Source organism: Nocardiopsis synnemataformans, assembly GCF_965343085.1.
GTDB lineage: Bacteria > Actinomycetota > Actinomycetes > Streptosporangiales > Streptosporangiaceae > Nocardiopsis > Nocardiopsis alborubida.
Window position 1 is genome coordinate 1 of the sequence record NZ_CBDRFA010000098.1, and the last position, 23,137, is coordinate 23,137.

Consider the following 23,137-nt stretch of genomic DNA (forward strand, 5'->3'; position numbering starts at 1 on the left):
CATCTGTGATGGCACCCTCACGGGCCTCCACACAGTTGCCCCCGTTGGCGCTGTAGCTGGCCTTGTGCCAGTCAGACCTCACGGTTCATCCCTTCGTGACGGCGAGAACGGCGGTCCACTCCTGACGAGTGAACGTCAGATGCCCCTGGTCCCGATTCTGAGTGTCGCGCACGTCTGTGAGGGCGCCCTCTCGGACCTCGACGCAGTGCCCGGTGTTGCCGCTGTAGCTGGACTTGTGCCACTCGTGGGTCACGTGCCTTCTCCTCCTAGCGATGCGATGAAACGCAAGCTCTCGACCGGCGATAGCGAGACGCCGCGCAGGTCCCCGAACTGCTCAACGCAGTTTGCCACGACCCCAGGGTCCGTAATCACCTGGCCTGATCCGGGGGTCTCGGCGTACACAAGAGACTCCGCATGCGCCATGTTCAGTATGACCAGCGGCCCGTTCATCGCGCTATGAGCTCCTCGGTCCAAGGGAAGGACCTGGATCTGCACGCGAGGCTTAGAGGCTGCTTCGAGCAACCTCCTCAACTGCTCCTTTATGACTGCTTCACCACCCACAGACCGACGGAGAGCCGCCTCATCAATGACGAACAGGGTGAGCGGTGGAGCCTCCCGCTCAAGGATCTCCTGCCTCTGAAACCGAGCGGAGATGACCTGGTCCTTCTCGGTCTGCAACAGGGGCGGGAAAGCCGCCTCGACCAAAGCACATGCGTAGCTTTTTGTCTGGAGCAGTCCGGGAACGGCTTGCGGGTGAAACTCGTAGATCGCTTGGGCCTTCTCCTCCAGCTCCACGAACTCTTGCAACCACCATGGCTGAGCTTGACGTGCTCCAGGCCACAGGTTCCGTAGGATTCCGTGGCATTCCAGAGCCGAGTCAGCGAGTTCAGCGAACCTCTTCGAGGGTTTCCGCTCTCCTCTCTCCACAGCCCCTACCTGCTGCTTTGAAGTGCCAGTCTGGACACCAAGCTCCTTTTGGGACATGTCGGCCAAATCCCTCAAACGCCTGAGTTCATTACCGAATTGCTTAACCGCAGCTCGCTCGGCAGGGGTCATCTTAGGTGGCATGACCGAGAACACGAACGGCCACGGATAGGAAGGCCTTGTAGAACTTCGCATCCAATAACCGGCCACCCCTGGAGTGTCTATTGCCTGCTCAGGCAGGGTGGTCCCTAGATGCAGCTCTGGACCACACAAAAAGGTGACCAGGGCACCCGAACAGCTGACAGCAGCAAAAAGCCCCGAAGACCGAAGGTGAGAGCGGTCTCCGAGGCAAAATGCTCCACCCCGAAAGCCCCGAGGTGAAACATGAACAAGCCTATCGTCCAGGCCCCGGCACTTCCACGCCGACTGTGCGGAACCGACACCAAATCAGGCATCCTGCTCGGCCCCGACCTGGGCCACGTCAAGATTGCCCGCCGCTGGGCCGCGCAGGCCACCCGTTCCCGGCCCAGCCTGGCCGAACCGGTCAGCATCGCCGTAAGCGAGATGACCACGAACGCGCTGCGTCACTCGGCCTCCGGGCTCCCCGGAGGCACCATCCGTGTGGAGGTCGAGCGCACTCCGCGCCACCTGGAGCTACGGGTGACCGACAACGGGCCAAAGCCAGAGATGGCCGCCACGTTCCCGCGCGTACCCGCCCCCGAACCCCTCCGCCCCAGCGGCAACGGGCTGCGCCTGGTCGAGGCACTGTGCTCCTACTGGGACTGGAAACAGCACTCCTGCGGCGCGATCACCGTTCGCGCCGTCTTCCCCTGGTAACCCAACCTCTCTGGTCATCCTTCCAGTCTCCGTGCCGTCCCCCCGTGGCGGCGCGGACCAGGGCCGGTGTCCTCCGTACCGGCCCCGGGTCCCGCCCTCTCCTTCCCCGGGAGGGCGGGACCACCAGCCACCCCACCCGCTCCACCGCTTCCACCACGCTCACCAAACACGGAAAGCCCCTCATGCCCGACTACCGCGACCTCCTCAACGGCTGCCCCGACGTCCTCACACCAGGCGAAGTCGCCGCCCTGTTCAGCATCCGCACCCGCAGCCTCCACCGGGGTGACTGGGACCGCGTGCTCAAACCGTTCCGCACCCTGGGCGGAGCACGCCGCTACCCCAAGGAACACGTCGCCGCCCTGCTGAACCAGCCGGACCCCACAGCCTCCCCGACGCCCGCGTCGGAGTGAGAGCCCCCGGGCGGTCTCACGACCGCGCGGAATGACTGCCGCCTCGCCAGTTGGGGAACCCGAGGCGGCGACCGGCACACGGTGCCGGGCGGTGGGGAGCAGAGCCGACATGGGCCTTGTCCCCCATCGCAAATCCCACAGGTCATCCCTTCGACGTGTGTGCCGGAACCAGTAACCGCCAAGTCCGGTTCCGCAGAAGGCCGGTGTCGCACTCCGCGCACGCTCGGGGTGTCCATCCCTGGCGGCACCGGACGTGCCACCCAACACGGCACGGCCCCGGTCGCGATCCGCCTGTGGCGAACCGCGACCGGGGCCGAAAACCGTCAATCCCTCGGTTACCGCGCGGGAAGGATCCTTCCGGTCACCTCGCCGAAGTGCACGGTGGTCCCATCCGGGCCCGGCGCGGTAGCAGTAATAGCCACCTCGTCACCGTCCTCCAGGAAGGTACGCTCGGTGCCGTCCGGCAGGCTCAACGGCTCCTTCCCGCTCCAGGTCAGCTCCAGCAGGCACCCCCGCTGCTCGCGCTCGGGGCCGCTGACCGTACCGGAGGCGTACACGTCCCCGGTCCGCAGGGACGCTCCGTTGACGGTCATGTGCGCGAGCTGCTGCGGCGCCGTCCAGTACATCTGCGCGAACGGCGGCACGGAGATCAGGTGCCCGTTCAGCCGCACCTCCAGCCGCAGGTCCAGCCCCCCGGGCCCACTCCCCCTCAGGTAGGGCAGCGGCTCCGGGTCTTGGACGGGCTGCTCGACGCGCGCGGACTCCAGCGCGGCCAGCGGCACGATCCACGGCGAGACCGACGTGGCGAACGACTTGCCCAGGAACGGCCCCAGCGGCACGTACTCCCAGGCCTGGAGGTCGCGGGAGGACCAGTCGTTGAGCAGGAACACCCCGAACACGTGGTCGGCGAAGTCGTCCACCGCCACGCGCTCGCCCATCTCGGTCCCGGTCCCGACGACGAAGCCCACCTCGGCCTCGATGTCCAGGCGGACCGAGGGCCCGAAGACGGGAACAGGCTCGGTCGGCGGCTTGCGCTGGCCGGTGGGACGCACGATGTCGGTCCCCGAGACCACGATGGTGCCCGAACGCCCGTGGTAGCCGATGGGCAGGTGCTTCCAGTTGGGAGTCAGGGGCTCCTGGTCGGGGCGGAACATGCGGCCGACGTTGCTGGCGTGGTGCTCGGAGGCGTAGAAGTCCACGTAGTCGGCGACGGTGAAGGGCAAGCGCATGCGCACGGAGGCCCGGTCCACCAGGTGCGGGCGCACGGCCTCGGCGCGCGCGGGGTCGGTGAACCAGTCGGTGAGCGCGGCGCGCACCTGGTCCCACACCGGCCTTCCGGCGGCCAGCAGGGCGTCCAGGCTGGGCCGGTCGACGGTGTCGGCGAAGGGCGCGTCCAGGGCGCGGGCCGCGGCCCCCAGATCCAGGACGTGGTCACCGACGGCCACGCCCGTGCGCGGCGCGGGGTCGTCGGCGGTGCCGAACACGCCGTAGGGCAGGGTGGCCAGGCCGAACTGCGCGTCCGGGGCGAGGTCGAGCCAGCTGTCGGGCATGGCGTTCGCTTTCTTGGAGTGGACGGTTTCTCGAAGCGGGGGGCTCTTCACATGGGCGGGTTCTCGGAACGGACGGGCCCCTGAAGCAAGCAGGCCCCTTGGCCCTTGGAGCGGGCGGGCCCTCGGACCGGACGGTTCAGCGTGCGCGGGAGGCGGGCAGCGCCCCGAGCACGACCAGGTCCTCCAGCGGTTCGGTGACGCTGCACGTGCCGAAGGAGCGGAACCGGCCGCGCACCCGCCGCACCTCGTCATCGGTGAGCTTGGCGGCCAGGGCCGCCAGGCGCGGGCCGTCGCGGTCGGCCAGCACGAGGGCGGCCTCCCGCTCGGAGACCCCGTCGAGCAGGGCGGCCGTGGCCAGCAGCACGTTGAGGAACCCGTGCTGTTCGAAGCCCTCGGCGGTGGTGTGGCGGACGGCGTGGTGGAGTCCGGCCGTGCACTTGAAGGGCACGTCCAGTCCCACGGCCGCGTGCAGGAACTCGGCCAGCTCCTCCTCGCTGGGATGGGCCTCGGCGGTGAGTCCCCCGGTGCGGAACTTGGCGCTGTGGCCGGTGCCCGCCAGGGACCGCAGTTCGGCGGGCACGTCCCCCTGGCGGGAGACCTCCACGAACCCCTCGGCCCCCTCCGGCAGGTGCTCGTCCAGCCGCGCGGCGACCTCGGCCGCCGTTCCGGGGGCGGCGGCGGCCTCCACCCCGGCCAGGCGCAGCGCCGGGTCGGCGCGAACGGCCGCCACGGCGGGGGCGACGCCCTCGGCGCCGCCGGGGACGGTGACCACGACCGCGAGCGGGCCGTGGCCCGGCTCCTCACGCGCCAGGACGGCGCGCAGTTCGCCCACGCGGGCGTCGGAGACCAGGAACGGGCCGACGTACTCGGCGCGCGGTCCGGCCCGGTGAGCGCGGTGGGCGGGCAGCGCCCCGCCCATGGGCGCGTTGCCGGGCGGGAAGAGCGCGGCGTCGTCGAACAGGCCTCGGTACAGCACCGCGCTCACCGCCGCTCCCTCCGTCCCCCGGCCCAGGACCAGGCGTAGACGCCGTCGTCGCTGGCCAGGCCGCCCTCGCCCAGGTCGAGCGGGCGGAAGGTGTCGACCATGACGGCGAGTTCGTCGAAGGCCTCGGCGCCGATGCTGCGTTCGTAGGCGCCGGGCTGGGGTCCGTGGGAGTGGCCGCCGGGGTGCAGGGAGATGGAGCCCTGGCCGATCCCCGACCCCTTGCGGGCCTCGTAGTCGCCGCCGCAGTAGAACATGACCTCGTCGGAGTCCACGTTGGAGTGGTAGTAGGGCACCGGGATGGCACCGGGGTGGTAGTCCACCTTGCGTGGCACGAAGTTGCAGATGACGAAGTTGTGGCCCTCGAAGGCCTGGTGCACGGGCGGCGGCTGGTGGACGCGGCCGGTGATGGGCTGGAAGTCGGCGACGTTGAAGACGTAGGGGTACAGGCACCCGTCCCAGCCCACGACGTCGAAGGGGTGGGTGGGGTAGGTGTAGCGGGTGCCGGAGATGCCCCCGGGGCCGTCGCCGCGGTGCTTGATGAGCACGTCGACGTTCTCGCCCTCAACCAGCAGCGGTTCGGAGGGGCCGCGCAGGTCGCGCTCGCAGTAGGGGGCGTGCTCCAGGAACTGCCCGTAGCGGGACAGGTAGCGCTTGGGCGGGGCGATGTGGCTGTTGGCCTCCACCACGTAGGCGCGCAGGGGCTGGCCGCCGGTGGGCACCCAGCGGTGGGTGGTGGCGCGCGGCAGGATGACGTAGTCGCCCTGGCCGACCTCCAGCAGGCCGAAGACGGTCTCCACGCGGGCGGCGCCCGACTCCACGTACACGCACTCGTCGCCGATGCCGTTGCGGTACAGCTCCGAGGGCGCCCCGGCGACCACGTAGGAGATGCGCACGTCGTCGTTGCCCAGGACCAGACGGCGCGACTCGACGACGTCGGCGGCCTTCCACTCCTGGTCGGAGAACAGCTCGTGCAGCTTCAGGTGGCGGGGCACCATCGGGGCGTTGCGGGTGCGGGACTGGTCGGGGACCTCCCACTCGGCGGCGTCGACGATGGCCGAGGGGATGGCGCGGTGGTAGAGCAGCGAGGAGTCGGCGGAGAAGCCCTCCTCCCCCATCAGCTCCTCGTAGTACAGGCCGCCCTCGGGGGTGCGGTGCTGGGTGTGGCGGGTGCGGGGCACCTCGCCGACCTGGCGGTAGTAGGCCATGGCGGTGTTCTCCCTCCGTGTGGGGTGGGTCCGGGTCAGGCGGTCGGGGCGGGTTCGTCGCCGCGCGGGTCGGGGGCTGCGGCGCCGGGTCGGTCCTCGGCTCGATCCGCGGCGGGGACCGGCGGGGCCGGGGCGAACCCCAGCGCGGTGCGCACGGCCGCGCGCACGGCGTCGGGGTCGGCGCCCGCGACGACGGCGGCGACGTGGGCATCGGGGCGCACCAGCCACACCTGTCCCGGTTCGGGAACCAGTGCCCTGGTCAGCGCGCCGGTGGTGTCGATCCGGTCCAGGTACAGGGCGGTGACGGGTGCCGGGGTGACCTCGCGCGCGGCGGCGCGCACGCCCTCCAGGAACGAGTCGGGGTCGGTGCCGTCGGGCGCGGCGCCCACCAGCAGGGTCAGACCCTCGCGCAGCAGGGGGCGCAGGCGCGCGGGCGCGTCGGCGCCGGGCAGGTCGACGGGCAGGTCGACGGGCAGGTCGACGGGAGCGTCGGGCAGGACCACCCCGGGGCAGGGGGCGGGTGCCTGGCCGCGCGGGGGCCTGCCGCCGAAGGGCCGCTCGGGACAGGGCGTGGTCAGGCACGAGTCGGTGTACCAGAAGGGCTCGGCCAGGCGCCCGGAGTCGACCCGGGCGCGGGCCGCCTCCTCGGTGAGTGCCGCTTCGAGCACGGTCAGGCGGGTGCGGTGCTCCTCCTCGTCCTGGGGGACGAGGAAGCGCATGGTGGCGCTGGTGACGTCGGCGTTCTCCAGGGCGGCGGCGTGGCGCTCGGCGTGGTAGCTCTCCAGGAGTTCCTCGCCCGCCCATCCGGCCAGGACGTAGGCGATCTTCCAGGCGGCGTTCTCGGCGTCCTGGACTCCGGAGTTGAGGCCGCGGGCGCCGAAGGGGGCGACCAGGTGGGCGTTGTCGCCGAGCAGCAGGACGCGGCCCGCGCGCATGCGTTCGGCCACGCGGGTGTGGAACCGGTAGACCGAGTGCCAGACGATCTCGTAGGGCCGATCGCCGATGATCTGGCGGATGCGGGCCTCCAGTCGGCCGCTGGCCTCCTCGGCGTCGAGGTCGAAGTCGGAGGGCACCTGCCAGTCGATGCGGTACACCGAGTCGGGGCAGGGGTGGATGAGCACCTGGCGCCCGGGGTTCCACTCGGGGTCGAAGTAGAAGCGGCGTTCGCGCTCCCATCCGGCCAGGTCGGCGCGGATGTCGCAGATGAGGAAGCGGTCGTCGAAGGTGGTGCCGTCGAAGGACAGGCCCAGGGCCTCGCGGACCGCCCCGCCGTGGGCGCCCAGGCACGACAGGGCGTGGGTGCCGCGCAGACGGACGGGGCCGTCGGGGGTCTGGCACTCGACGGTGACGCCGCGCGCGTCCTGGGCGACGCCGCTGACCCGGTGGTTCCACAGGGTGCGCACCCCGGCGGCGGCCAGGCGCTCGTCGAGGACCTCCTCGGTGCGGGACTGGGAGATGTTGACGAACGGCGGCAGCGGCGAGGCGCCCGGGTCGGGGAGGCGGACGCTGAACAGCTCGCTGTCGCGGTAGAAGGTGCGGGCGGTGTCCCAGGTCAGCCCCTCCTTGGCGATCCGCCCGGCGCCCAGCCAGTCCCAGACGTCGAGCACGTCGCGCTGCTGGCAGATGGCCTTGGAGCCGACGGCGTCGCGCTCGGGCCGTGCGTCCACGACCAGTACGGGGACGCCCCGCCGGGCCAGCAGCAGGGCCGCGGTCTGGCCGACCGGGCCCGCGCCGAGCACCAGGACGGGGTCGGCGGCGGTGTCCGCGGGGGTGCGTGGAGCGGGGGGTCGCATCTGGTGGCTCCGTTCGGCGTGGACGCCCCGTACGGGCGTGGGAGGGGTCGGGAATCTGTGGGCGGGGCGGCGGGTCAGCCCTGGAGCTGGTCCCAGACCTCGCGGTCGCGCTCGGCGGTCCAGATGACCGGGCGTTCGATGCCGGAGAACTCGTCCCACAGGCGGGAGACGTCGAAGGGCAGGCAGTGCTCGAAGATGGGCCAGTGGCCGTAGTCGTCGACGAGGGCGGCGTGGGTGGCCTCGAAGGCCTCCTTGAGGGTGCCGCCGCGTTCGTGGACGGCGCCGACCTCGCGGATCATGACGTCGAGGAAGCCGCGGGTCTGCTCGATGGCGGCGTCGACCTCCTCGCGGCCGCGGCTGACCGCGCCGCGCCCGCCGACGAGCATCTCGGCGCCCAGGGCCTTGACCCCGTCCAGGGTGGCCCCGGCCCAGTCGCGGTGGAAGGCGTCGCCGGTGTAGAGGGCGGCCTGGGCCTCGACGAGGTCCCCGGCGAAGAGGATCCCCTGTTTGGGCAGCCAGGCGACGATGTCGCCCTCGGTGTGGCCGCGTCCGAAGTACTGGAGGACCAGCTCGCCGCGGTCGCCGCCCAGGTCGATGGTGGTGCGGTCGGCGAAGGTCTGCGTGGGCCAGGTCAGCCCGGGCACGGAGTCGGCGTCCTTGGCCAGGCGGGGCATGCGGGCGAACTCGCTGGCCCAGTCCTCCTCGCCGCGCTCGCGGATGAGTTCGTGGGTCTTCTCGTGGGTCAGGATGATCTCGGCGTCGAAGGCGCTGGCGCCCAGGACGCGGACCGCGTGGTAGTGCGAGAGCACCAGGTAGCGGATCGGCTTGTCGGTGTGCTCGCGCAGCTTGGCGAGCCACTCCCCCGCGGCGGCGGGCGTGGCCAGGGCCTCGAAGGCCACGAGGAAGTCCTCGCCCTCGATGGCGCCCACGTTCGGGTCGCCCTCGGCGGTGAGGGCGTAGACGCCGTCGGCCAGGACCTCCAGGGTCTGCTCCTTGGCCTGGGTGTCGGCGGATGAGGCGAACGGCTTGGCTGCCATGGTCGGGCCCTTCACTCGCTCCGGACGGCTGCCGCCGCCCAATTGATCAAAGGTTTGATGATCCTGACCATAACGTGCTCCGCGCCACAGGACCAAGAGGCGTGGAGCCCGCCACCGAGTGATACAGATCACATGATACGACGGGGTCGTGCGTGCCAGCCGCCTCCCACGTGGCGGTTCACGAGCGCGGCCGACGTCGGCCGGACGCGGCGCCGCGGCGGCTCCGACCGGTGCGGACGCGCGCGCCGGGCCGCCCGCCGTGTCCGAGAGCCGAAGGCCCACGTGCCCGGCCAGCGCGGACGCGCGGGCCTGGCGCGACCGGTCTCGCCAGGAGGCCAGGCACTAGGCTGACCGGCGTGACCCACGACACCGCCCCCGAACTCACCTTCTGGTCCTTCGTGGACTACGCGGTGCGGAAGGCCGAGCAGGAACTGCCCTCCGTGAACGCCGACGCCATGCGGATGGTCCTGACCCTCAACCGGGCGACGAACATGGTCATCTACGACCTGGAGTCGTCCGTGCACCGCCCGCGCGGGCTCACCTGGCCCGGGTTCCGGGTGATCTTCGCGCTGTGGCTGGCCGGACCCATGGAGGCCAAGACCACCGCCGAGATCTCGGGCATGAGCCGGGCCGCGCTGTCCGCGCTGCTCAACACCCTCGAACGCGACGGGCTCATCGTGCGCGAGCGCGCCGCCCACGACCGGCGCGCCCTCCAACTGAGCCTCACCGAGGCCGGGTACCGGGCGATCCTCGGCGGTTTCCGGGCGCACAACCGGCGCGAGAGCGCCTGGGCCGAGGCCCTGGAACCCGACGAGCGCCAGGAACTCGTGCGCCTGCTCAACAAGCTCATGGCGGGCTCCACCGAGGCCGAGGCCAAGTTCCGCATCTGAGGGCTCGGCTCCCCCGACGGCGCGAAAGGCAGTCCGCTCCCGGCCGGAATGGACCTTGCGCGGCCCCCGCCGCGCTGTGAGCATCGGTGGCATGGACGAAGCCGGACGGGCCCGCCTGCGGGCCGCGCAGCAGGAGTTCTCCGCCGAGAACACTTACCTCAACACCGCCACGCACGGCCTCACGCCCCGGCGGGCGCTACGGGCCCTGGAGCGGCACACCCGCGACGTGGCCGCGGGCCGGTTCCAGCCGGGCGGGGCCGACGCGGGCGTCGAGCGCGCCCGCTCCGCCTACGCGCGCCTGAACGGGGTGTCCGCCGCCGACGTGGCCATCGGCACCCACGTCTCCCAGTTCGTGGGCACGGTCGCCGCCAGCCTGGCCCCGGGCGCGCGGGTGCTGACGGCGGCCCACGAGTTCAGTTCGGTCGTCCACCCCTTCCTGGCCAGGGCGGACGCGGGGGTCCGCGTGCGCGAGGTGCCCCTGGCCGACCTGGCCTCGCAGGTGGGCCCGGGCACCGACCTGGTGGCCGTCTCGGCCGTGCAGTCCGCCGACGGCGCGATCGCCCCCGTCGAGGACCTGATCGCGGCCTGCGCCGACCACGGGGCGCGGCTGCTGCTGGACACCACCCAGGCCGCCGGGTGGCTGCCCCTGCCCGTGGACCGGGTCGACTACACGGTGTGCGCCGCCTACAAGTGGCTGCTGGGCACGCGCGGTTCCGCCCTGCTCACCGGGACCGAGGAGGCGCTGGCCGCACTCTCCCCGCTGGCCGCGAACTGGTACGCGACGCGGGAGCCCTGGAACTCCCTCTACGGCGGCCCGCTGCGGCTGGCCGAGGGCGCGCGGCGCCTGGACCTGGCTCCGGTGTGGGGGGCGTGGGTCGGGCTGGAGGAGACGCTGTCCCTGCTGGAGGAGGTGGGGGTGGAGACGATCCGCGAGCACGACGCCGCGCTGGGCGACCGCTTCCGCGAGGCCATGGACATGGAGCCCGCCGGGTCGGCCATCGTGTCGGTCCCCGCGCCCGAGGACGCGGTGGAGCGCGTGGCCGGGGCGGGGATCGCCACCGCGGCCCGCAACGGGCGGCTGCGAGCGGCGTTCCACCTGTACAACGACGAGTCCGACGTGGACCGGCTGGTCAAGGCGCTCCAGGGGTGAGGACGCGGTCCGGCCCCGCCGGTGGGCGGAGCCGGACCGCTGGGTGTGTCCGGTTCCCGAAGCGGCCGGGAGGCGTCAGCGGAACGCGGAGGCCGGGCCGCCACTGTCGCCGGAACACGGAGGTCGAGGCCGGACCTCTCAGAAGACCAGACCGCAGAAGGGCGCCCGGGAGCGGCGCAGGGCCGCGTCCAGGCGCTCCACCGCTCCCGGGGTGTGCTCGGTGATCAGGCCCGCGCGCAGGTAGCCGTCCAGGGTGGTCTGGCCCAGGTGTGCGGCGCCCAGGTGCGACACGTCCAGGCTGACGTCGGGGGCGGCGTCGGTGGCCTCCACGCGGGCACCGTCGGTGTCGGCCCTGACCTGCCAGCGTCCGGCGTTCCACGGGGCGAACCGGTCGGCGACCTCCAGGACCGCCTCGACGGGCACGGTGTAGGAGCGCTCGGACAGCGCCCCGGGCACGTCCACCAGCCGCACCCACAGGGAGGTGTAGAGCGTGGGCGCCGCCCGGCCGCTGTCCACGAGCAGGTGGCGCAGCGGGTCGTCCACGGCCACGGAGTCGAAGGAGATCTCGGTGATCAGGTCGCGGTTGAACAGGTGGTCGTACAGGGCGGTCCAGGCGGCCGGGGTCGTGGCGGCGACCTCCTTGACGTACACCTCTCCGCGCGAGCCGTCGCGCTCCCACCTGTTGCGGGTGCGGTAGAGCGCGTAGCCCAGCGGTCCGTCGGTGCCGCTGACCACCACGGCCCGCAGCGGACCCCGGCCCTCGCGGAACGAGGCCTGGTCGCGCAGGACCCGGTCCCACCAGTGGGCGGCGCGCTGGAACTGGCCGACCTGGACGGAGGCGACCTCGCGGTGGACCCGCTCCAGGTCCGGGCGCACCTGCTCGGGGTCGGCCAGGCGGACTCGCAGGCCGGGGTCTCGGGGCGCGTCGGCGCGCAGGCGGGCGTGGGGCTGGCGGACGCCGGTCTCCATCTCGGTGACCGCCGGTCCGTAGCCGAACCGGCCGTAGATGGCGCCCTCGGAGGCCCACAGGGCGGCGTAGCGCTCCCCGCGCGCGTGGATGTCGGCGAGTTGGCGGCGCATGAGCGCGCTGAGCACGCCGCGGCGGCGGTGGGTGGGCCACACGCCCACGCCGGTCACCCCGGCCACCGGGCGCGGGCCGCCGGGCAGGGCCATCTCGAAGGCGAAGTCGTTGACCGCGCCCACGATCTCGTCCCCGTCCACGGCGACCAGGACGCGGTCGTAGCCCTCGGCGTCCAGGAGGGGGCGCTGGAAGGGCTCGCGCTCCGCGGGCGGATCCGTGGCCAGCAGCGCCTCGCCGACGACGCGCATCACCTCGGGGTACTCGTCGCGGTCGGTTCCCCGTACGGTCCATTCGGTCGGGGAGATGTCCCCTCCGGCGTTCACGTGTGCGGTCCTCCACTCTTCGAACCGGAGATCGGCGTATCGCGGCGCAGGCGAGACGAGCCCCGGGTCCATTTCATGTTCAGGGCGATACTGACACGTTCCGGGCACGGGGCCCAGGCAGCGCGTCCGTGGGTCCCGGCGCGGGGCGCACGGCACACAGGACGCGCATGGCCAGAGTCACAACGTAGGGACTCCACCGGGAGGCGTGCCACTCCTTTTCCCGGTGCGGGCGGGTCCGGCGCCGTCCGTGCGGCTGCGGGGCGTTCCGTGTGGGTGCCCGAAGCTTCCGGTGTGCGCACTGGTGGCCGACCGCGGCCGGGACTACCGTGCTGCCATGATCGTGCGCTCTGCTCGTCCCGGGGACGGCCCGGGTATCGCCGCCCTGATCGGTCGCGCCTCACCGCACCTGGACAAGAAGGGCTACCCGGCCTCGCTGCTGCCCGAGGACATGGTGGTGCTCGTCGCGGACGCGGACGGCGCGGTGGTGGGGTGGGTGGAGGGCGTGCTGGACGGCGTCTACGAGGGATCGGGAAGCCCGGCACCGCCGCCGCACGGGTACGTGCTGGCGGTGGTGGTGGACCCGGGGTGGAGACGGCGCGGGGTCGGCAGGGGCCTGCTGGAGGGGTTCGTGGACCGGGCCCGCGCGGCCGGGGTCGCGTGGGTGTTCCTGCTGCCCGAGGAGGGCGAGGGCGCCGAGGGCAGGGTGGAGTTCTTCCTCCGGTGCGGGTTCACGCCCGTGCACGACCCCGACAGGGAGTGGCCCGCCATGGGGCGGTGGACCCGCGACGCCGGGTAGTCCGGAGCCAGGTGAGAGACCCGGCCTCCCCCGCCTTCGGCATCCGCCGGGCCCCTTCCCGGCGGATGTCGAAGCGGACGCCGGTCGGTGTCAGTCCCCCAGTGCGGCGCGCTGGCGCAGGCCTCCCTTCCGGTCGGTCTCCAGGACGGTGTCGATCCCGGTCCTGCGCAGGAACCCGTGGTCGTGGCTGACGACCAGGACCGCGCAACAGGAGGCGGGCGAGCTGGTTGCGGACCTCGCCCGGCGGCGTGCCGGGGGCGACCACCCGCACGTTCTCCAGCGCGCTCGCGCATCGCACCGGCCGAGGCCTGCGCCTTGCTGGCCCGGTTGCCCGGTTGCCCGGTTGCCCGGTTGCCCGGTTGCCCGCGAGGATCTTGGGGATGCCGCCGTCCCTCTGGGTCTTCTTTGCCGTGCGTTCGCGGCGGGCGAGTTTGGTCTCGGCCTCCACCCGTTTGGGCCAGGTCAGAGGGCGGGGCCGCGAAGCCGCAGGGCGTGTGCGGACAGAGCGCCCCTGACGAGGGCGAGGTCGTTCACCGGGGCGCGGTACGCGCCCTCCCGGGTGAAGGCCACCGGCAGTTCGGCGGCTGGAGTCTGTCGACCTCGATGAGCTCCATGGCCGTCGTGCCACCAGCGGGCTCCAGGAGTCCCAGGGACGCGCCGGCCCCGCGCACCGTGGCTGGTGCGCGGGGCCGGGTCCTCAGAAGTCGGTGCCGCAGAAGGGCGAGCGCGGCGCGTACAGCGCGGTGTCCAGCCGGGCGGCCGCGCCGGGGGTGTGCTCGGTGAGCAGGCCCGCGTCGGCGAGGGCGGTCAGCGCGCGTCTGCCCAGGTAGGCGGCGCCCAGGTGGGAGGCGTCCAGGCCGAGGTCGGGGGCGGCGTCGGTCGGGCTCACGCGGGCGCCACCGGTGTCCGCCTCCAGGCGCCAGCGCCCGGCGTTCCAGGGGGCGTAACGGTCGGTGACCTCCAGCACGGTGTCCACCGGGGTGGCGTAGGGGCGGTCGGACAGGGCGCCGGGCAGGTCCACCAGGCGTACCCACAGGGCGTCGAGGTCCTTACGGGCCAGGCGCCGGGGGTCGGCCAGCAGGACGGTGAGGGGGTCGTCCTCGGGAAGTTTCTCGAAGACCGCCTCGCTGGTCAGGTCGCGGTCCACAAGGTGTTCGTAGAGGGCGATCCGCGCGGCGGTGGAGACGGCGGCCAGCTCGCGCACCACGACCCGCCCCGCGGGAAGGCCGTCCTCCCAGTGGTTGACGACACGGTACAGCGCGTAGCCGCGGGGCCCGTCGGGGCCGCGCACCAGCGCCGCGCGCAGCCGCCCGGACCCGTCGGCCTCCTTGTCCTTGAGCACCAGGCTCCACCAGTGGGCGCCGCGGGCGAGCTGGCCCACGCGCTGGGGCAGCGCCTCGCGGTACACCCGCTCCAGTTCCTGGCGGACCTCGGCGGGCTCGGCCAGTTCGAGGGTGAGGGAGGGGTCGCGGGGCGCGTCGGGGCGCAGGCGGGCGTGGGCGCGCTGGAGGGTCGCGTTGGTCTCGCGGAAGGCCATGCCGTAGCCGAAGCGGCCGTAGATGCCGCCCTCCGAGGCCCACAGCACGGCGAGGTTCTCGCCCCGGTCCCGGACGTCGGCGAGCTGGCGGCGCATGAGCGCGCTGAGCACGCCGCGGCGGCGGTGGGTGGGCCACACGCCCACGCCGGTCACGCCCGCGACTCGGCGGGGCCCGCCGGGCGCGGTCATCTCGAAGCCGTAGGACAGGGCGGTGCCGACGACGCGGTCGCCGTCCAGGGCGAGCAGGGTGCGGTCGTGCTCGGTGGTGGGGTGGTCGCGTTCGTTGTCCAGGACCTCCCGGACGGAGAGGTTGAGGGCCTCGCAGAAGACCTTGGCGGCCTCGGGGTGGTCCTGCTCCGTACCTTCGCGCACGGTCCACACGGGAGCGTCGTCGCGGCGGGAGGGGTCGTGCTGTGGCGCGCCTGTCATGGCACCGACCCTCTCAGCCGCCCCGGGGAGGACGCCAGTGGATTTTCCGGCGCGCCGCCCGCTCTCTTCCGCGTCCGCGGCGTAGACCGGGCCGCCAGGACGAGTAACACGCGGCGCGACGGGGCACCTCTCCTCTGTGAAACGTACGATCTCCGCTTCTTCCCGGGCCCGCTCCGACCAGCCGGGCGACCGGCGCAGACTCGTCCTGGGGGTGGACGCCGGGGGTACCGCCACCCGGGCGCTGGTGGCCACCCTGGCCGGAGAACGGCTGGGCGAGGCATGGGCCGGTGGCGCCAACCCCAACTCCCACGGCGCGGACCGGGCCGCCGACCGACTGGCCGAGGCGGTGGCGGGGGCGCTCGACGCGGCCGGGCCGCGGGCGCGCGGGGCCGTGGCCTTCGGCGTGGTCGGTCTGGCGGGGGTGTCCGCGCTGCGCGACGACGACGTGCGCGCGTGCCTGGAGCGGGCCCTGGCCGGGGTGGGACTGGCGCCGGAGAGCACGGTGTTCACCGGCGACGACGAGGTGGCCTTCGCCTCGGGCACCCCGGGGCCCGACGGCACGGTGCTGATCGCGGGGACCGGGGCGATCGCCACCCGGGTCGAGGAGCGCAGGCGGACCCGTTCGGCGGACGGCATGGGGTGGCTGATCGGCGACGAGGGGTCGGGTTTTTGGATCGGGCACCAGGCGGCCCGGGAGACGGCGCGGCAGCTGTCCCGGGGCGGGGACCTGAGTCCGCTGGCGCGCGCGGTGGCCAAGCAGGTCATTCCGGGTCAGCGCCCCTCGGAGGGGGAGGACCACCTGTCCGAGGAGCACGCCCGCGACTTCGCCCGGACCCTGACCGCCGCCGCCCCGGTCACGCTGGCCGCGCTGGCGCCCCTGGTCAGCGAGGCCCACGCGCAGGGCGATCCGGCGGCCGAGGTGATCGTGGAGGCCGCCGCGGGCCACCTGGCGCACTCGGTGCACCAGGTGCGCTCGCCCGGGGAGAACCTGCCGGTGGTGCTGGCGGGCGGGGTGCTCTCGCGGTCCGAGCCCGTGCGCTCGGCGCTCACCCGCAAGCTGGCGCTGTGCGCGTCCGGGGCCGAGGTCGCCGCGGCCGGGTGTACGGCGGGCGCGGCGGCCTGGCTGGCGGCCCTGCGGGCGGGTGCGCCGGAGGACGACCAGCGGCTGCACGCGGTGTTCACCCTGGCCGACCGCGCTCCGGGGAAGGACCGCCCCGACGCCGCCTGAGGTCGGTGACCGGGCACAACGTTCGCCCGCCGGAGAGGACCGAGGGGTACGAGGCGGAGCGGATGGAGACGTCGCTGTGATGGGGCGGAAGCGGAACCCCGTGGACGGCTCGTCCACGGGGTTCCGCGCGCTCGGAACGGTGTCGCTACTCGATCGGGTTGCCGCTGATCGTCGTCGCCCCGGTGAAGGTCGTTCCTTCGGTGCGGCTCCCGTTGACGTGGACGGCGATGTCACCGTTCATGATCCCCACAGGGGTGGGCCCCTCCGAGACCTCGGGCTCGCCTCCAGCAGGGATGACCACCAGCTCGTCGCTCCCACCGCTGCCCAGCGCCGCGTCGCCATAGGCGGTGCCGTTGTCGTCCACAGCGATCAGTTCGACCGACCTCTGCCCGTCCTCACCCCCGAAGCACTGCCCCTCGTCCGCGGACATCCAGATGGACTCCAGGACCCCGTACTCGCCGTTCGGGCTGTTGCGGGCGATATCGGTCTGACTGTCCGAGTGCGAGTAGCCGGGGCAGCTGAGCTCGTAGACGACCTCACCCGTCTCCGCTCGCACCCCGTAGTAGGAACGGTCCACCCCTACGCCCGAGGACACCTGGAGAACGAGCAGCCCTTGCCTGTTGTCAACAGCGAGGACCTCAGCTCCGATGAACTCCGACTGATCGAGGCCCAAGTCCTCCCGCGATGACCACGATGCGGTGTTGACGTGACTGGCACGGTCGGTCCAGAACGGGATCCCGTTGACGAAGCCCGCCTTGTTGGGCTGCGCGTCGGGAGCCTCGACATCGACGATCTCGCCCGTCTCGGTGACGAAGTTGAGAGTGTCCTCTCCCTCGCCCCAGTAGACAACGCTCCCGAAGCTGTTGATCGAGAGGGCGTCACTCGGGATCTCCTCCTCGGCGACGACCGAACCGTCCTCCTGGGACAGCGCGGTCAGCCTGGTGACCGTGCTCGCGGTGTCGAGGCCGGAAGCCTCGGTCTCGACCTGCTCAAGGACGGCGACCGTCTCGTCGAAGACCCCGATCTTGGCGTTCTCAGGGTATTCGTGATCGGGGAGCTCGTATGTCCAGGCTTCCGCACCCTCGGACGTGTACGCGTGGATGGTGCGGGTGTCGAGGTTCAGGTTGTCCACGAAGACCCGATCGGGCCGAACGAATACCGTCTTTTCTCCCTCGCCGACGTCGACGCTCCAGACGGCCTGACCGAAGGGTTCACCGACGGGAAAGGACGCCACGGTCGGCTGCGTGGGCTCGACGGTCTCCTCTGTAGGGGATTCGTTCGTCGTGGACGTTCCCGCCTCAGCGCCGTCGGTACTCCCTTCGCCGCCACAGGCGGCGAGTCCGGCGGTGAGGGTGACCACGACCGCGGCGGCTGCCGCTCGCGTGGTGGTCCTGGGTTTCATGATCGTCGTCTTCATTCGTCACGGCGCTGGCGCGGCCAGCTTTCCCCTTGTCATACGGAATTGGCTCATTGTCCGTGGACTATGAGTCATCGTCAGGTCCCGGAGTTCTCACGGTCCAGGTCCAAGCAGGCTGAGTGCGGGTTACTCAGTTGACGGCGAGGGCATTGTCCGGGTTCGTGTGGGTTCTACGTTCTGAGGGGAGATTCTTCCATCCCGCGGGGACCAGCGCGCGGCGGACGATGGCACGCGCACAGCCTGGTGTGCCCGGAGCCGCGCTCGACCACATCCAGGACCACCCGGAGGCGGCCGGGCCGCTGGCGTTGCGCCGAACCGGGCCACACGCCTACGTCCTGGGAACGCGGACGGACATGCTCGCCGAAGAACAGCGGCTGCACGCGGTGTTCACCCCGGCCGACCGCGCTCCGGGGAAGGTGCGCCTGCACAGCATCTACGCCAGGTCGATCACGGTCCCGCGGCGGTGTGCAACAGGCCGTTGCCGTGCGCCTTCGACCACGTGAGCCCCGGCTTGATCGCAGACGCACGGCAACTGTCGGGAACCGCACCGTCCGCGCTCGTTAACGTCTCCGGTGAACGAAGGGGGAAGCGATGCTGGACCGGTTGAACAAGGCCCTGGAGCACGTCGAGGAGGACCCAGGCCGCCCGGTGGACGTGGCGGCGATGGCGCGCACCGCGCTGACCTCCGAACACCACCTGCGCCGGAAGTTCGCCGCGCTGGCGGGGATGCCGCTGTCGGAGTACGTGCGCCGGCGCCGCCTCACCCTGGCCGGAGCCGAGGTGATGGAGTGCCGCAGGACGCTGCTCGACATCGCCGTCGGCCACGGGTACTCCTCGGCCGAGGCGTTCACCCGGGCCTTCCGCGCCGTCCACGGCGTCACCCCCGAGGGGATGGAGCGCCTGGAGGTCCCCGCTGGCACCTGGGCGGTGTTCCCCTTCGAGCGGGTGCAGTTCCCCCGCGGACTGCAAGCGCTGTGGCTCTCGGTCTACACCGAGTGGTTCCCGGCCCACCCCACCTACCGCACCGCCCCCGGCCCGGCACTGGTGGCCGTCGAGCACGAGGAGGAGCCCGACCTCGGCTCGGGCCACCTGTGGCTGCCCGTGGAGAAGCAGGCCCCGGTACCGGAATGAGCAGGCCCCGCGGCTGACGAGGCGCCCCACAGGCCCGGTCGTCCTCTGTACGGCCTGGGCCGCGGTCTTCCGGTACCGGTCGCCCGGCGGCTGCGCCACGGAGACCGGTACCGGTCCCGCCACCAGGGCACAGATTTTGCCCTGGTGCGTCACTGTGCCCTACGGTATGTCGTACTTAGGTTTACCTAACTCATACCGGAAGAAAGAGGGCGCCGTGGCACAGCGGCAGGGACGGGCCAGGACCGTCCACACCGGAAGGGTCGAGGCGGTCGAACAGATCACCCCGCACATGGTCAGGGTCGTCCTGGGCGGGGAGGGCTTGGACGCGTTCTCCACCGACGGGCACACCGACAGCTACGTCAAGCTGCTCTTCCCGCCGCCCGCGCCCGGCGACCCCGAGCCCTTCGACCTGGAGCGCGTGCGCGCCGAGCGCCCCCGCGAGGAGTGGCCGGTCACCCGTACCTACACCGTGCGCGACTGGGACGCCGACGCCCGGCGGCTCACCCTCGACTTCGTCCACCACGGCGGCACCGGGCTGGCCGGGGTGTGGGCGGCGGGCGCCAAACCGGGCGACCGGCTGCGCCTGATGGGCCCCGGCGGCGCCTACTCCCCCGACCCCGAGGCCGACTGGCACCTGCTGGCCGGGGACGAGAGCGCCCTGCCCGCCATCGCCGCCGCCGTGGAGGCGCTGGCCACCGACGCCACCGCCCACGTGTTCGTCGAGGTCGGCGGCCCCCAGGACGAGCTGAAGCTGGAGGGCGGCGCGGGTGTGCGCGTGCACTGGCTGCACCGGGGAAACCAGGCCGTGGGCTCGGTCCTGGTCCCCGCCGTGCGCGCCCTCGACTTCCCCGAGGGCCGCGTCCACGCGTTCGTACACGGCGAGGCCGCCTTCGTCCGCGACCTGCGCCGCCTGCTGCGCGTCGAGCACGACCTGCCCAAGGAGCAGCTGTCGGTGTCGGGCTACTGGCGCCTGGGCCGCGACGAGGACGGCTGGCAGGCCGCCAAGGCCGAGTGGAACCGCGGTGTGGAGGCCGAGGAGGAGGCCGCCCTGGCGGGGAGGTCCTGACCTCCCCGCCGGGCGCGCCGGTGCCGCCGCCTCACATTTTGAGGTTCTCCAGGGCGATGAGGTAGGCCTCGTTGTACGTGGGGAACTGCGGAATCGAGTCGAGCAGCGCCGCGACCGGCAGGCCGGTGCGGATCGCCAGCGCCGCGGTGTGGATCCACTCCGAGGCCATGGGCGAGAACGCCCACGCGCCCACCAGCACCCCGCGGCGGCGGTCGGCGACCAGGCCCAGGGTGCCGCGCGGGTCGGTGTCGTAGGTCCAGGGCCGGGCCAGGGTCTGGGGCAGGTCGGCCTCGGCGGTGGCCGTGTCGATCCCCTGTTCCCGCGCCTGGGCCTCGGTGAGCCCCACCCCGGCGATCTCGGGGTAGGAGAAGATCACGCGCGGCACGCCGGTGTAGTCGGCGGCCCGGTCGGTGCCCAGGATGTTGTCGGCGACCACGCGCCCCTGGTACTTGGCCACGTGGGTGAACAGGGCCTGGCCGGTGGCGTCGCCGACCCCCCACAGCCCGGGCGCCGCGCGGCAGCGCTCGTCCACGCGCAGGCCGGTGCCGTCCAGCTCCACCCCGGCCTCCTCCAGCCCCAGGCCGCCGCCGCGGGGACGGCGGCCGGTGGCGAGCACGACCACGTCCGCCCGCACGTGTTCGCCGTTGTCCAGGGTCGCGCGGATCCCGTCCCCGTCCCGGGCCACCGCGGAGACCTCGGTGTTCAGGTGCACGGTGACGCGGTCACGGTCGAACTGGTCGCTGATCAGCTCGCACAGCCGGGGTTCCTCGCGGTCCACCAGGCGCGGGCCGCGCTGGACCAGGGTGACCTGGGTGCCCATCCGGGCCAGGAACTGACCCAGCTCCACCCCCACGGCGCCGCCGCCGACCACGAGGGCCCGGCCGGGGACGTCGGTGAGGGTGGTGGCCTCCCGGTTGGTCCACACCACGGAGGGGTCCAGGTCGTCCAGTCCCTCGATCGGCGGGCGCACCGCCTCCGAACCGGTGGCCACGACGACGTGGTCGGCGGTGAGCTCGGTGTCGCCCACCGCCACCCGCCAGGGGTCGCGGCCGGTGACGCGCCCCTCGCCGCGCAGGACCAGGGCGCCCTGGTCCCGGTACCCCTGGACCTGCGCGGAGTCGTCGAGGTGGCGGATCATCTGGTCCCGGTAGTCGCGCAGTTCGGGCCAGCGCAGGTCCGGGTGGGAGACCCCGGCGGCGCCGTCGGCCTCCTGGCGCACCTCCGGCGGGCGCAGCAGCACCTTGGTGGGGATACAGGCCCAGTAGCCGCACTCGCCACCGATGAGTTCGCGCTCGACCACCGCCACGCGCTTCCCGGCGGCGAGCAGCCGACTCGCGACGGTCTCGCCGCCCGGCCCCATTCCGATGACGATCGCGTCCATGTGTTGCATGTGTCCTCGTTCCGCCCGGGTCCCGGTCACCCCCGATGGTGTCGCCTGTCCGTGTCCCAGGGGAAGCCCCGACACACCGTCATCCGCCGGGTCCGCGCAGCCAGGTCCGGGCCGGGACGCCGGTGTCCGGGTCACGGCCGCGCAGCACCTGGACGCGCCACGGTTCGGGTCGCCTCCGGCGGCGGAACCCCCGTGCGGCGCGTCACAGCGCCCACGCGCGGCGCACGCGCCCCGGACGTGGTGGAATGGCCGATCGGCGTCTCGCCCGCCACCCCGTCCGAAAGGAACCGCCGTCCCCGGCGCACGCGCATGTCCACGCAGACCCTGATCCTCGTCCTGGACCTCATCGGCATCCTGGCCTTCGCCGTCGACGGGGCGCTGACCGGCATCCGTACCGCGCGCCTGGACATCGTCGGCGTCCTGGCACTGGGCGTGGTGACCGCCCTGGGCGGCGGCGTCATCCGCGACCTGCTGCTCGGCGTGACCCCCGCGACCTTCCAGGACTGGCGCTACATCTGCACGGCTCTGCTGGGCGCGACCGCCGCGTTCTTCCTCAGCAGCCAGCTCACCCACCTGAGCAGGCCCATCCTCGTCTTCGACGCGGCCGGGCTGAGCCTGTTCGCCGTGATCGGGGCGACCAAGGCCCTGGAACTGGGTTTCGGCCCCCTCCAGGCCACCCTGCTCGGCGTCGTCACCGGGGTGGGCGGCGGAACCATCCGCGACGTCCTGCTGAACCGGGTGCCGACCGTGCTGAGCGCGAACTCGCGGCTGTACGCCGTCCCCGCCCTGCTGGGCGCGGGCCTGGTCGCCGTCGCGTACTGGGCGGGCCTGACCTGGGGCTGGATCGCCGTGGTGGGGGCGGTGCTGTGCTTCTCCGTGCGGCTGCTGGCACTGCTCTACCGCTGGAACGCGCCCAGCCCGCCGGGTTCCCCGCCGCTGTGAGACCCGCCCGCGTCCGGTCCCCCCGCCTCCACGGCCCCGCCCAGCGCCCGGGACGCGACGCCGCGCAGGAGTTCGACCATCGCCGGGACCGGCTCGGGCGGGCGGCGCCGGTACACGGCGTAGATCTCGCGGGCCAGGCGGGTGCCGCGCAGCGGGCGGCTGGCCCAGCCGCCCCGGCGGTCCGAGCGCAGGATGCTGAGCGGGACCAGGGCCACCCCCACCCCGGCCTCGACCAGGGCCAGGGCCACCTCGTAGTCGCGGGTCTCGTAGGCCACGGTCAGGCGCACCCCGGCGGCAGCGGCGGCGGTGTCCAGGCTGATCCGGTTGTAGATGCCCGGGGCCCCGCAGATCCACTCCTCGTCGGCCAGGTCGGCCAGCGCCACGTCCCGCTCGGCCAGGGCGTGGCCTTCCGGCACGACCACCAGCAGCGGGTCCACCAGGACGCGTTCGCGGTGCAGGCCCCCGGCGCGCGGCAGGGGCACGCCCGGGTAGCGGTGGGTCAGGAGCAGGTCCAGGTCACCGGAGGCGACCAGGCCGTATCCTCCGGGGGGCTCGATGTCGGACAGGGACAGGCGCACCTGGGGGTGCTGGCGCCCGAAGGCGGCCAGGGTCGCGGGCAGCAGGACCTTGCCCGCGCTGGCGAAGGCACCCAGGGACAGGCGGTCGGGGGGCTCGCCCGCCACGGCGCGGACGGCGGCCTCGGCGTCGCGCAGCTCCCCCAGCACCCGCTCGCCGTGTTCGAGCAGGACCCGGCCCGCCTCGGTGAGGGTGGCCCCGGTGCGGCCGCGCTCGACCAGGGTGCACCCGACCTCGCGCTCCAGCTTGGTGAGCTGCTGGGACAGGGCGGGCGGGGTGAAGGACAGGCGCTCGGCGGCGGCGGCGATCGACCCCGCGTGCGCGATCTCCACGAGCACCCGCACCCTGTTGGCGTCCAGCACGGCGCCCCTCCCTCCACACAAAGTCAGATACAAAGTTTCACTTAACGATCTTTAGCAGACCCAACTTTAAGTTAATGG

23 protein-coding genes are annotated in these 23,137 nt (G+C 72.8%); 10 read left to right on the forward strand and 13 right to left on the reverse strand.

The window, feature by feature from the left end; translation table 11 throughout:
• From ACSIH6_RS35310 to ACSIH6_RS35320, 3 genes are all read right to left on the reverse strand, one after another.
• On the reverse strand, positions 1–82 hold an 82-nt coding region (locus ACSIH6_RS35310; protein WP_435112694.1), incomplete at its 3' end, for a DUF397 domain-containing protein.
• A 3-nt stretch (positions 83–85) separates the two neighbouring features.
• Entirely contained in the window at positions 86–253 is a 168-nt protein-coding gene (locus ACSIH6_RS35315; RefSeq protein ID WP_435112667.1) for a DUF397 domain-containing protein, read from the reverse strand.
• A complete protein-coding gene (locus ACSIH6_RS35320) occupies positions 250–1,056 on the reverse strand; it encodes a helix-turn-helix domain-containing protein (protein ID WP_435112668.1) in 807 nt (268 codons plus the stop codon). Before ACSIH6_RS35320 ends, ACSIH6_RS35315 begins: the two co-directional genes overlap by 4 nt.
• 252 nt (positions 1,057–1,308) lie before the next feature.
• On the opposite strand from ACSIH6_RS35320, the gene ACSIH6_RS35325 reads away from it, so the two are divergent.
• On the forward strand, positions 1,309–1,761 hold the full coding sequence (locus ACSIH6_RS35325; RefSeq protein ID WP_435112669.1) for an ATP-binding protein: 453 nt from the start codon (positions 1,309–1,311) through the stop codon (positions 1,759–1,761).
• A gap of 182 nt (positions 1,762–1,943) precedes the next feature.
• A complete protein-coding gene (locus ACSIH6_RS35330) occupies positions 1,944–2,171 on the forward strand; it encodes a MerR family transcriptional regulator (protein WP_435112670.1) in 228 nt (75 codons plus the stop codon).
• A gap of 335 nt (positions 2,172–2,506) precedes the next feature.
• Here the strand turns inward: ACSIH6_RS35330 and fahA are convergent, their stop codons facing one another.
• From fahA to ACSIH6_RS35355, 5 genes are all read right to left on the reverse strand, one after another.
• Positions 2,507–3,721: a fumarylacetoacetase gene (gene fahA, locus ACSIH6_RS35335; protein WP_435112671.1), complete on the reverse strand. Its 1,215-nt coding sequence runs from the start codon at positions 3,719–3,721 to the stop codon at positions 2,507–2,509.
• Positions 3,722–3,857: 136 nt separating this feature from the next.
• Positions 3,858–4,706, reverse strand: a complete 849-nt coding sequence (locus tag ACSIH6_RS35340; protein WP_435112672.1) for a hypothetical protein — start codon at positions 4,704–4,706, stop codon at positions 3,858–3,860.
• Positions 4,703–5,911, reverse strand: coding sequence for a homogentisate 1,2-dioxygenase (locus tag ACSIH6_RS35345; protein WP_435112673.1), 1,209 nt, complete (start codon positions 5,909–5,911; stop codon positions 4,703–4,705). The genes ACSIH6_RS35340 and ACSIH6_RS35345 overlap by 4 nt, the downstream gene beginning before the upstream one ends.
• 35 nt (positions 5,912–5,946) lie before the next feature.
• The gene (locus ACSIH6_RS35350) at positions 5,947–7,704 is read right to left on the reverse strand and encodes an FAD-dependent monooxygenase (RefSeq protein WP_435112674.1); all 1,758 of its coding nucleotides are present in this window, start codon (positions 7,702–7,704) and stop codon (positions 5,947–5,949) included.
• Positions 7,705–7,778: 74 nt separating this feature from the next.
• Positions 7,779–8,741 carry an MBL fold metallo-hydrolase gene (locus tag ACSIH6_RS35355; protein WP_435112675.1) on the reverse strand — a complete coding sequence of 321 codons (963 nt, stop codon included), beginning with the start codon at positions 8,739–8,741 and terminating at the stop codon, positions 7,779–7,781.
• Between the two features lie 356 nt (positions 8,742–9,097).
• Here ACSIH6_RS35355 and ACSIH6_RS35360 point away from each other — a divergent pair, with 356 nt between their 5' ends.
• Positions 9,098–9,631: a MarR family winged helix-turn-helix transcriptional regulator gene (locus tag ACSIH6_RS35360; protein WP_435112676.1), complete on the forward strand. Its 534-nt coding sequence runs from the start codon at positions 9,098–9,100 to the stop codon at positions 9,629–9,631.
• Positions 9,632–9,722: 91 nt separating this feature from the next.
• Positions 9,723–10,781 (forward strand): aminotransferase class V-fold PLP-dependent enzyme, encoded by a 1,059-nt coding sequence (locus ACSIH6_RS35365; RefSeq protein ID WP_435112677.1) that lies wholly within the window; start codon positions 9,723–9,725, stop codon positions 10,779–10,781.
• Positions 10,782–10,919: 138 nt separating this feature from the next.
• Here the strand turns inward: ACSIH6_RS35365 and ACSIH6_RS35370 are convergent, their stop codons facing one another.
• Positions 10,920–12,185, reverse strand: coding sequence for a GNAT family N-acetyltransferase (locus ACSIH6_RS35370; protein WP_435112678.1), 1,266 nt, complete (start codon positions 12,183–12,185; stop codon positions 10,920–10,922).
• A 334-nt stretch (positions 12,186–12,519) separates the two neighbouring features.
• Here ACSIH6_RS35370 and ACSIH6_RS35375 point away from each other — a divergent pair, with 334 nt between their 5' ends.
• Positions 12,520–12,981 carry a GNAT family N-acetyltransferase gene (locus ACSIH6_RS35375; RefSeq protein ID WP_435112679.1) on the forward strand — a complete coding sequence of 154 codons (462 nt, stop codon included), beginning with the start codon at positions 12,520–12,522 and terminating at the stop codon, positions 12,979–12,981.
• Positions 12,982–13,678: 697 nt separating this feature from the next.
• Here the strand turns inward: ACSIH6_RS35375 and ACSIH6_RS35380 are convergent.
• The gene (locus ACSIH6_RS35380) at positions 13,679–14,947 is read right to left on the reverse strand and encodes a GNAT family N-acetyltransferase (protein ID WP_435112680.1); all 1,269 of its coding nucleotides are present in this window, start codon (positions 14,945–14,947) and stop codon (positions 13,679–13,681) included.
• A 211-nt stretch (positions 14,948–15,158) separates the two neighbouring features.
• On the opposite strand from ACSIH6_RS35380, the gene ACSIH6_RS35385 reads away from it, so the two are divergent.
• The gene (locus ACSIH6_RS35385) at positions 15,159–16,175 is read left to right on the forward strand and encodes an N-acetylglucosamine kinase (protein WP_435112695.1); all 1,017 of its coding nucleotides are present in this window, start codon (positions 15,159–15,161) and stop codon (positions 16,173–16,175) included.
• A 145-nt stretch (positions 16,176–16,320) separates the two neighbouring features.
• Here the strand turns inward: ACSIH6_RS35385 and ACSIH6_RS35390 are convergent, their stop codons facing one another.
• Positions 16,321–17,577, reverse strand: coding sequence for a hypothetical protein (locus tag ACSIH6_RS35390; RefSeq protein WP_435112681.1), 1,257 nt, complete (start codon positions 17,575–17,577; stop codon positions 16,321–16,323).
• 239 nt (positions 17,578–17,816) lie between these two features.
• On the opposite strand from ACSIH6_RS35390, the gene ACSIH6_RS35395 reads away from it, so the two are divergent.
• The 3 genes from ACSIH6_RS35395 to ACSIH6_RS35405 all read left to right on the forward strand — a co-directional run bounded on the left by ACSIH6_RS35395 (position 17,817) and on the right by ACSIH6_RS35405 (position 19,789).
• Positions 17,817–18,095, forward strand: a complete 279-nt coding sequence (locus ACSIH6_RS35395; RefSeq protein ID WP_435112682.1) for a hypothetical protein — start codon at positions 17,817–17,819, stop codon at positions 18,093–18,095.
• An 88-nt stretch (positions 18,096–18,183) separates the two neighbouring features.
• Positions 18,184–18,723: an AraC family transcriptional regulator gene (locus ACSIH6_RS35400; RefSeq protein ID WP_435112683.1), complete on the forward strand. Its 540-nt coding sequence runs from the start codon at positions 18,184–18,186 to the stop codon at positions 18,721–18,723.
• 214 nt (positions 18,724–18,937) lie between these two features.
• A complete protein-coding gene (locus ACSIH6_RS35405; protein WP_435112684.1) occupies positions 18,938–19,789 on the forward strand; it encodes a siderophore-interacting protein in 852 nt (283 codons plus the stop codon).
• Between the two features lie 31 nt (positions 19,790–19,820).
• On the opposite strand, the gene ACSIH6_RS35410 is transcribed toward ACSIH6_RS35405, so the two are convergent.
• A complete protein-coding gene (locus tag ACSIH6_RS35410; RefSeq protein WP_435112685.1) occupies positions 19,821–21,179 on the reverse strand; it encodes a dihydrolipoyl dehydrogenase family protein in 1,359 nt (452 codons plus the stop codon).
• Positions 21,180–21,488: 309 nt separating this feature from the next.
• Between ACSIH6_RS35410 and ACSIH6_RS35415 the strand changes: the two genes are divergently transcribed.
• Positions 21,489–22,121 (forward strand): trimeric intracellular cation channel family protein, encoded by a 633-nt coding sequence (locus ACSIH6_RS35415; protein WP_435112686.1) that lies wholly within the window; start codon positions 21,489–21,491, stop codon positions 22,119–22,121.
• On the opposite strand, the gene ACSIH6_RS35420 is transcribed toward ACSIH6_RS35415, so the two are convergent.
• Positions 22,076–23,059, reverse strand: a complete 984-nt coding sequence (locus ACSIH6_RS35420) for a LysR substrate-binding domain-containing protein (protein WP_435112687.1) — start codon at positions 23,057–23,059, stop codon at positions 22,076–22,078. The genes ACSIH6_RS35415 and ACSIH6_RS35420 overlap by 46 nt on opposite strands.
• Between the last annotated feature and the right edge of the window lie 78 nt (positions 23,060–23,137).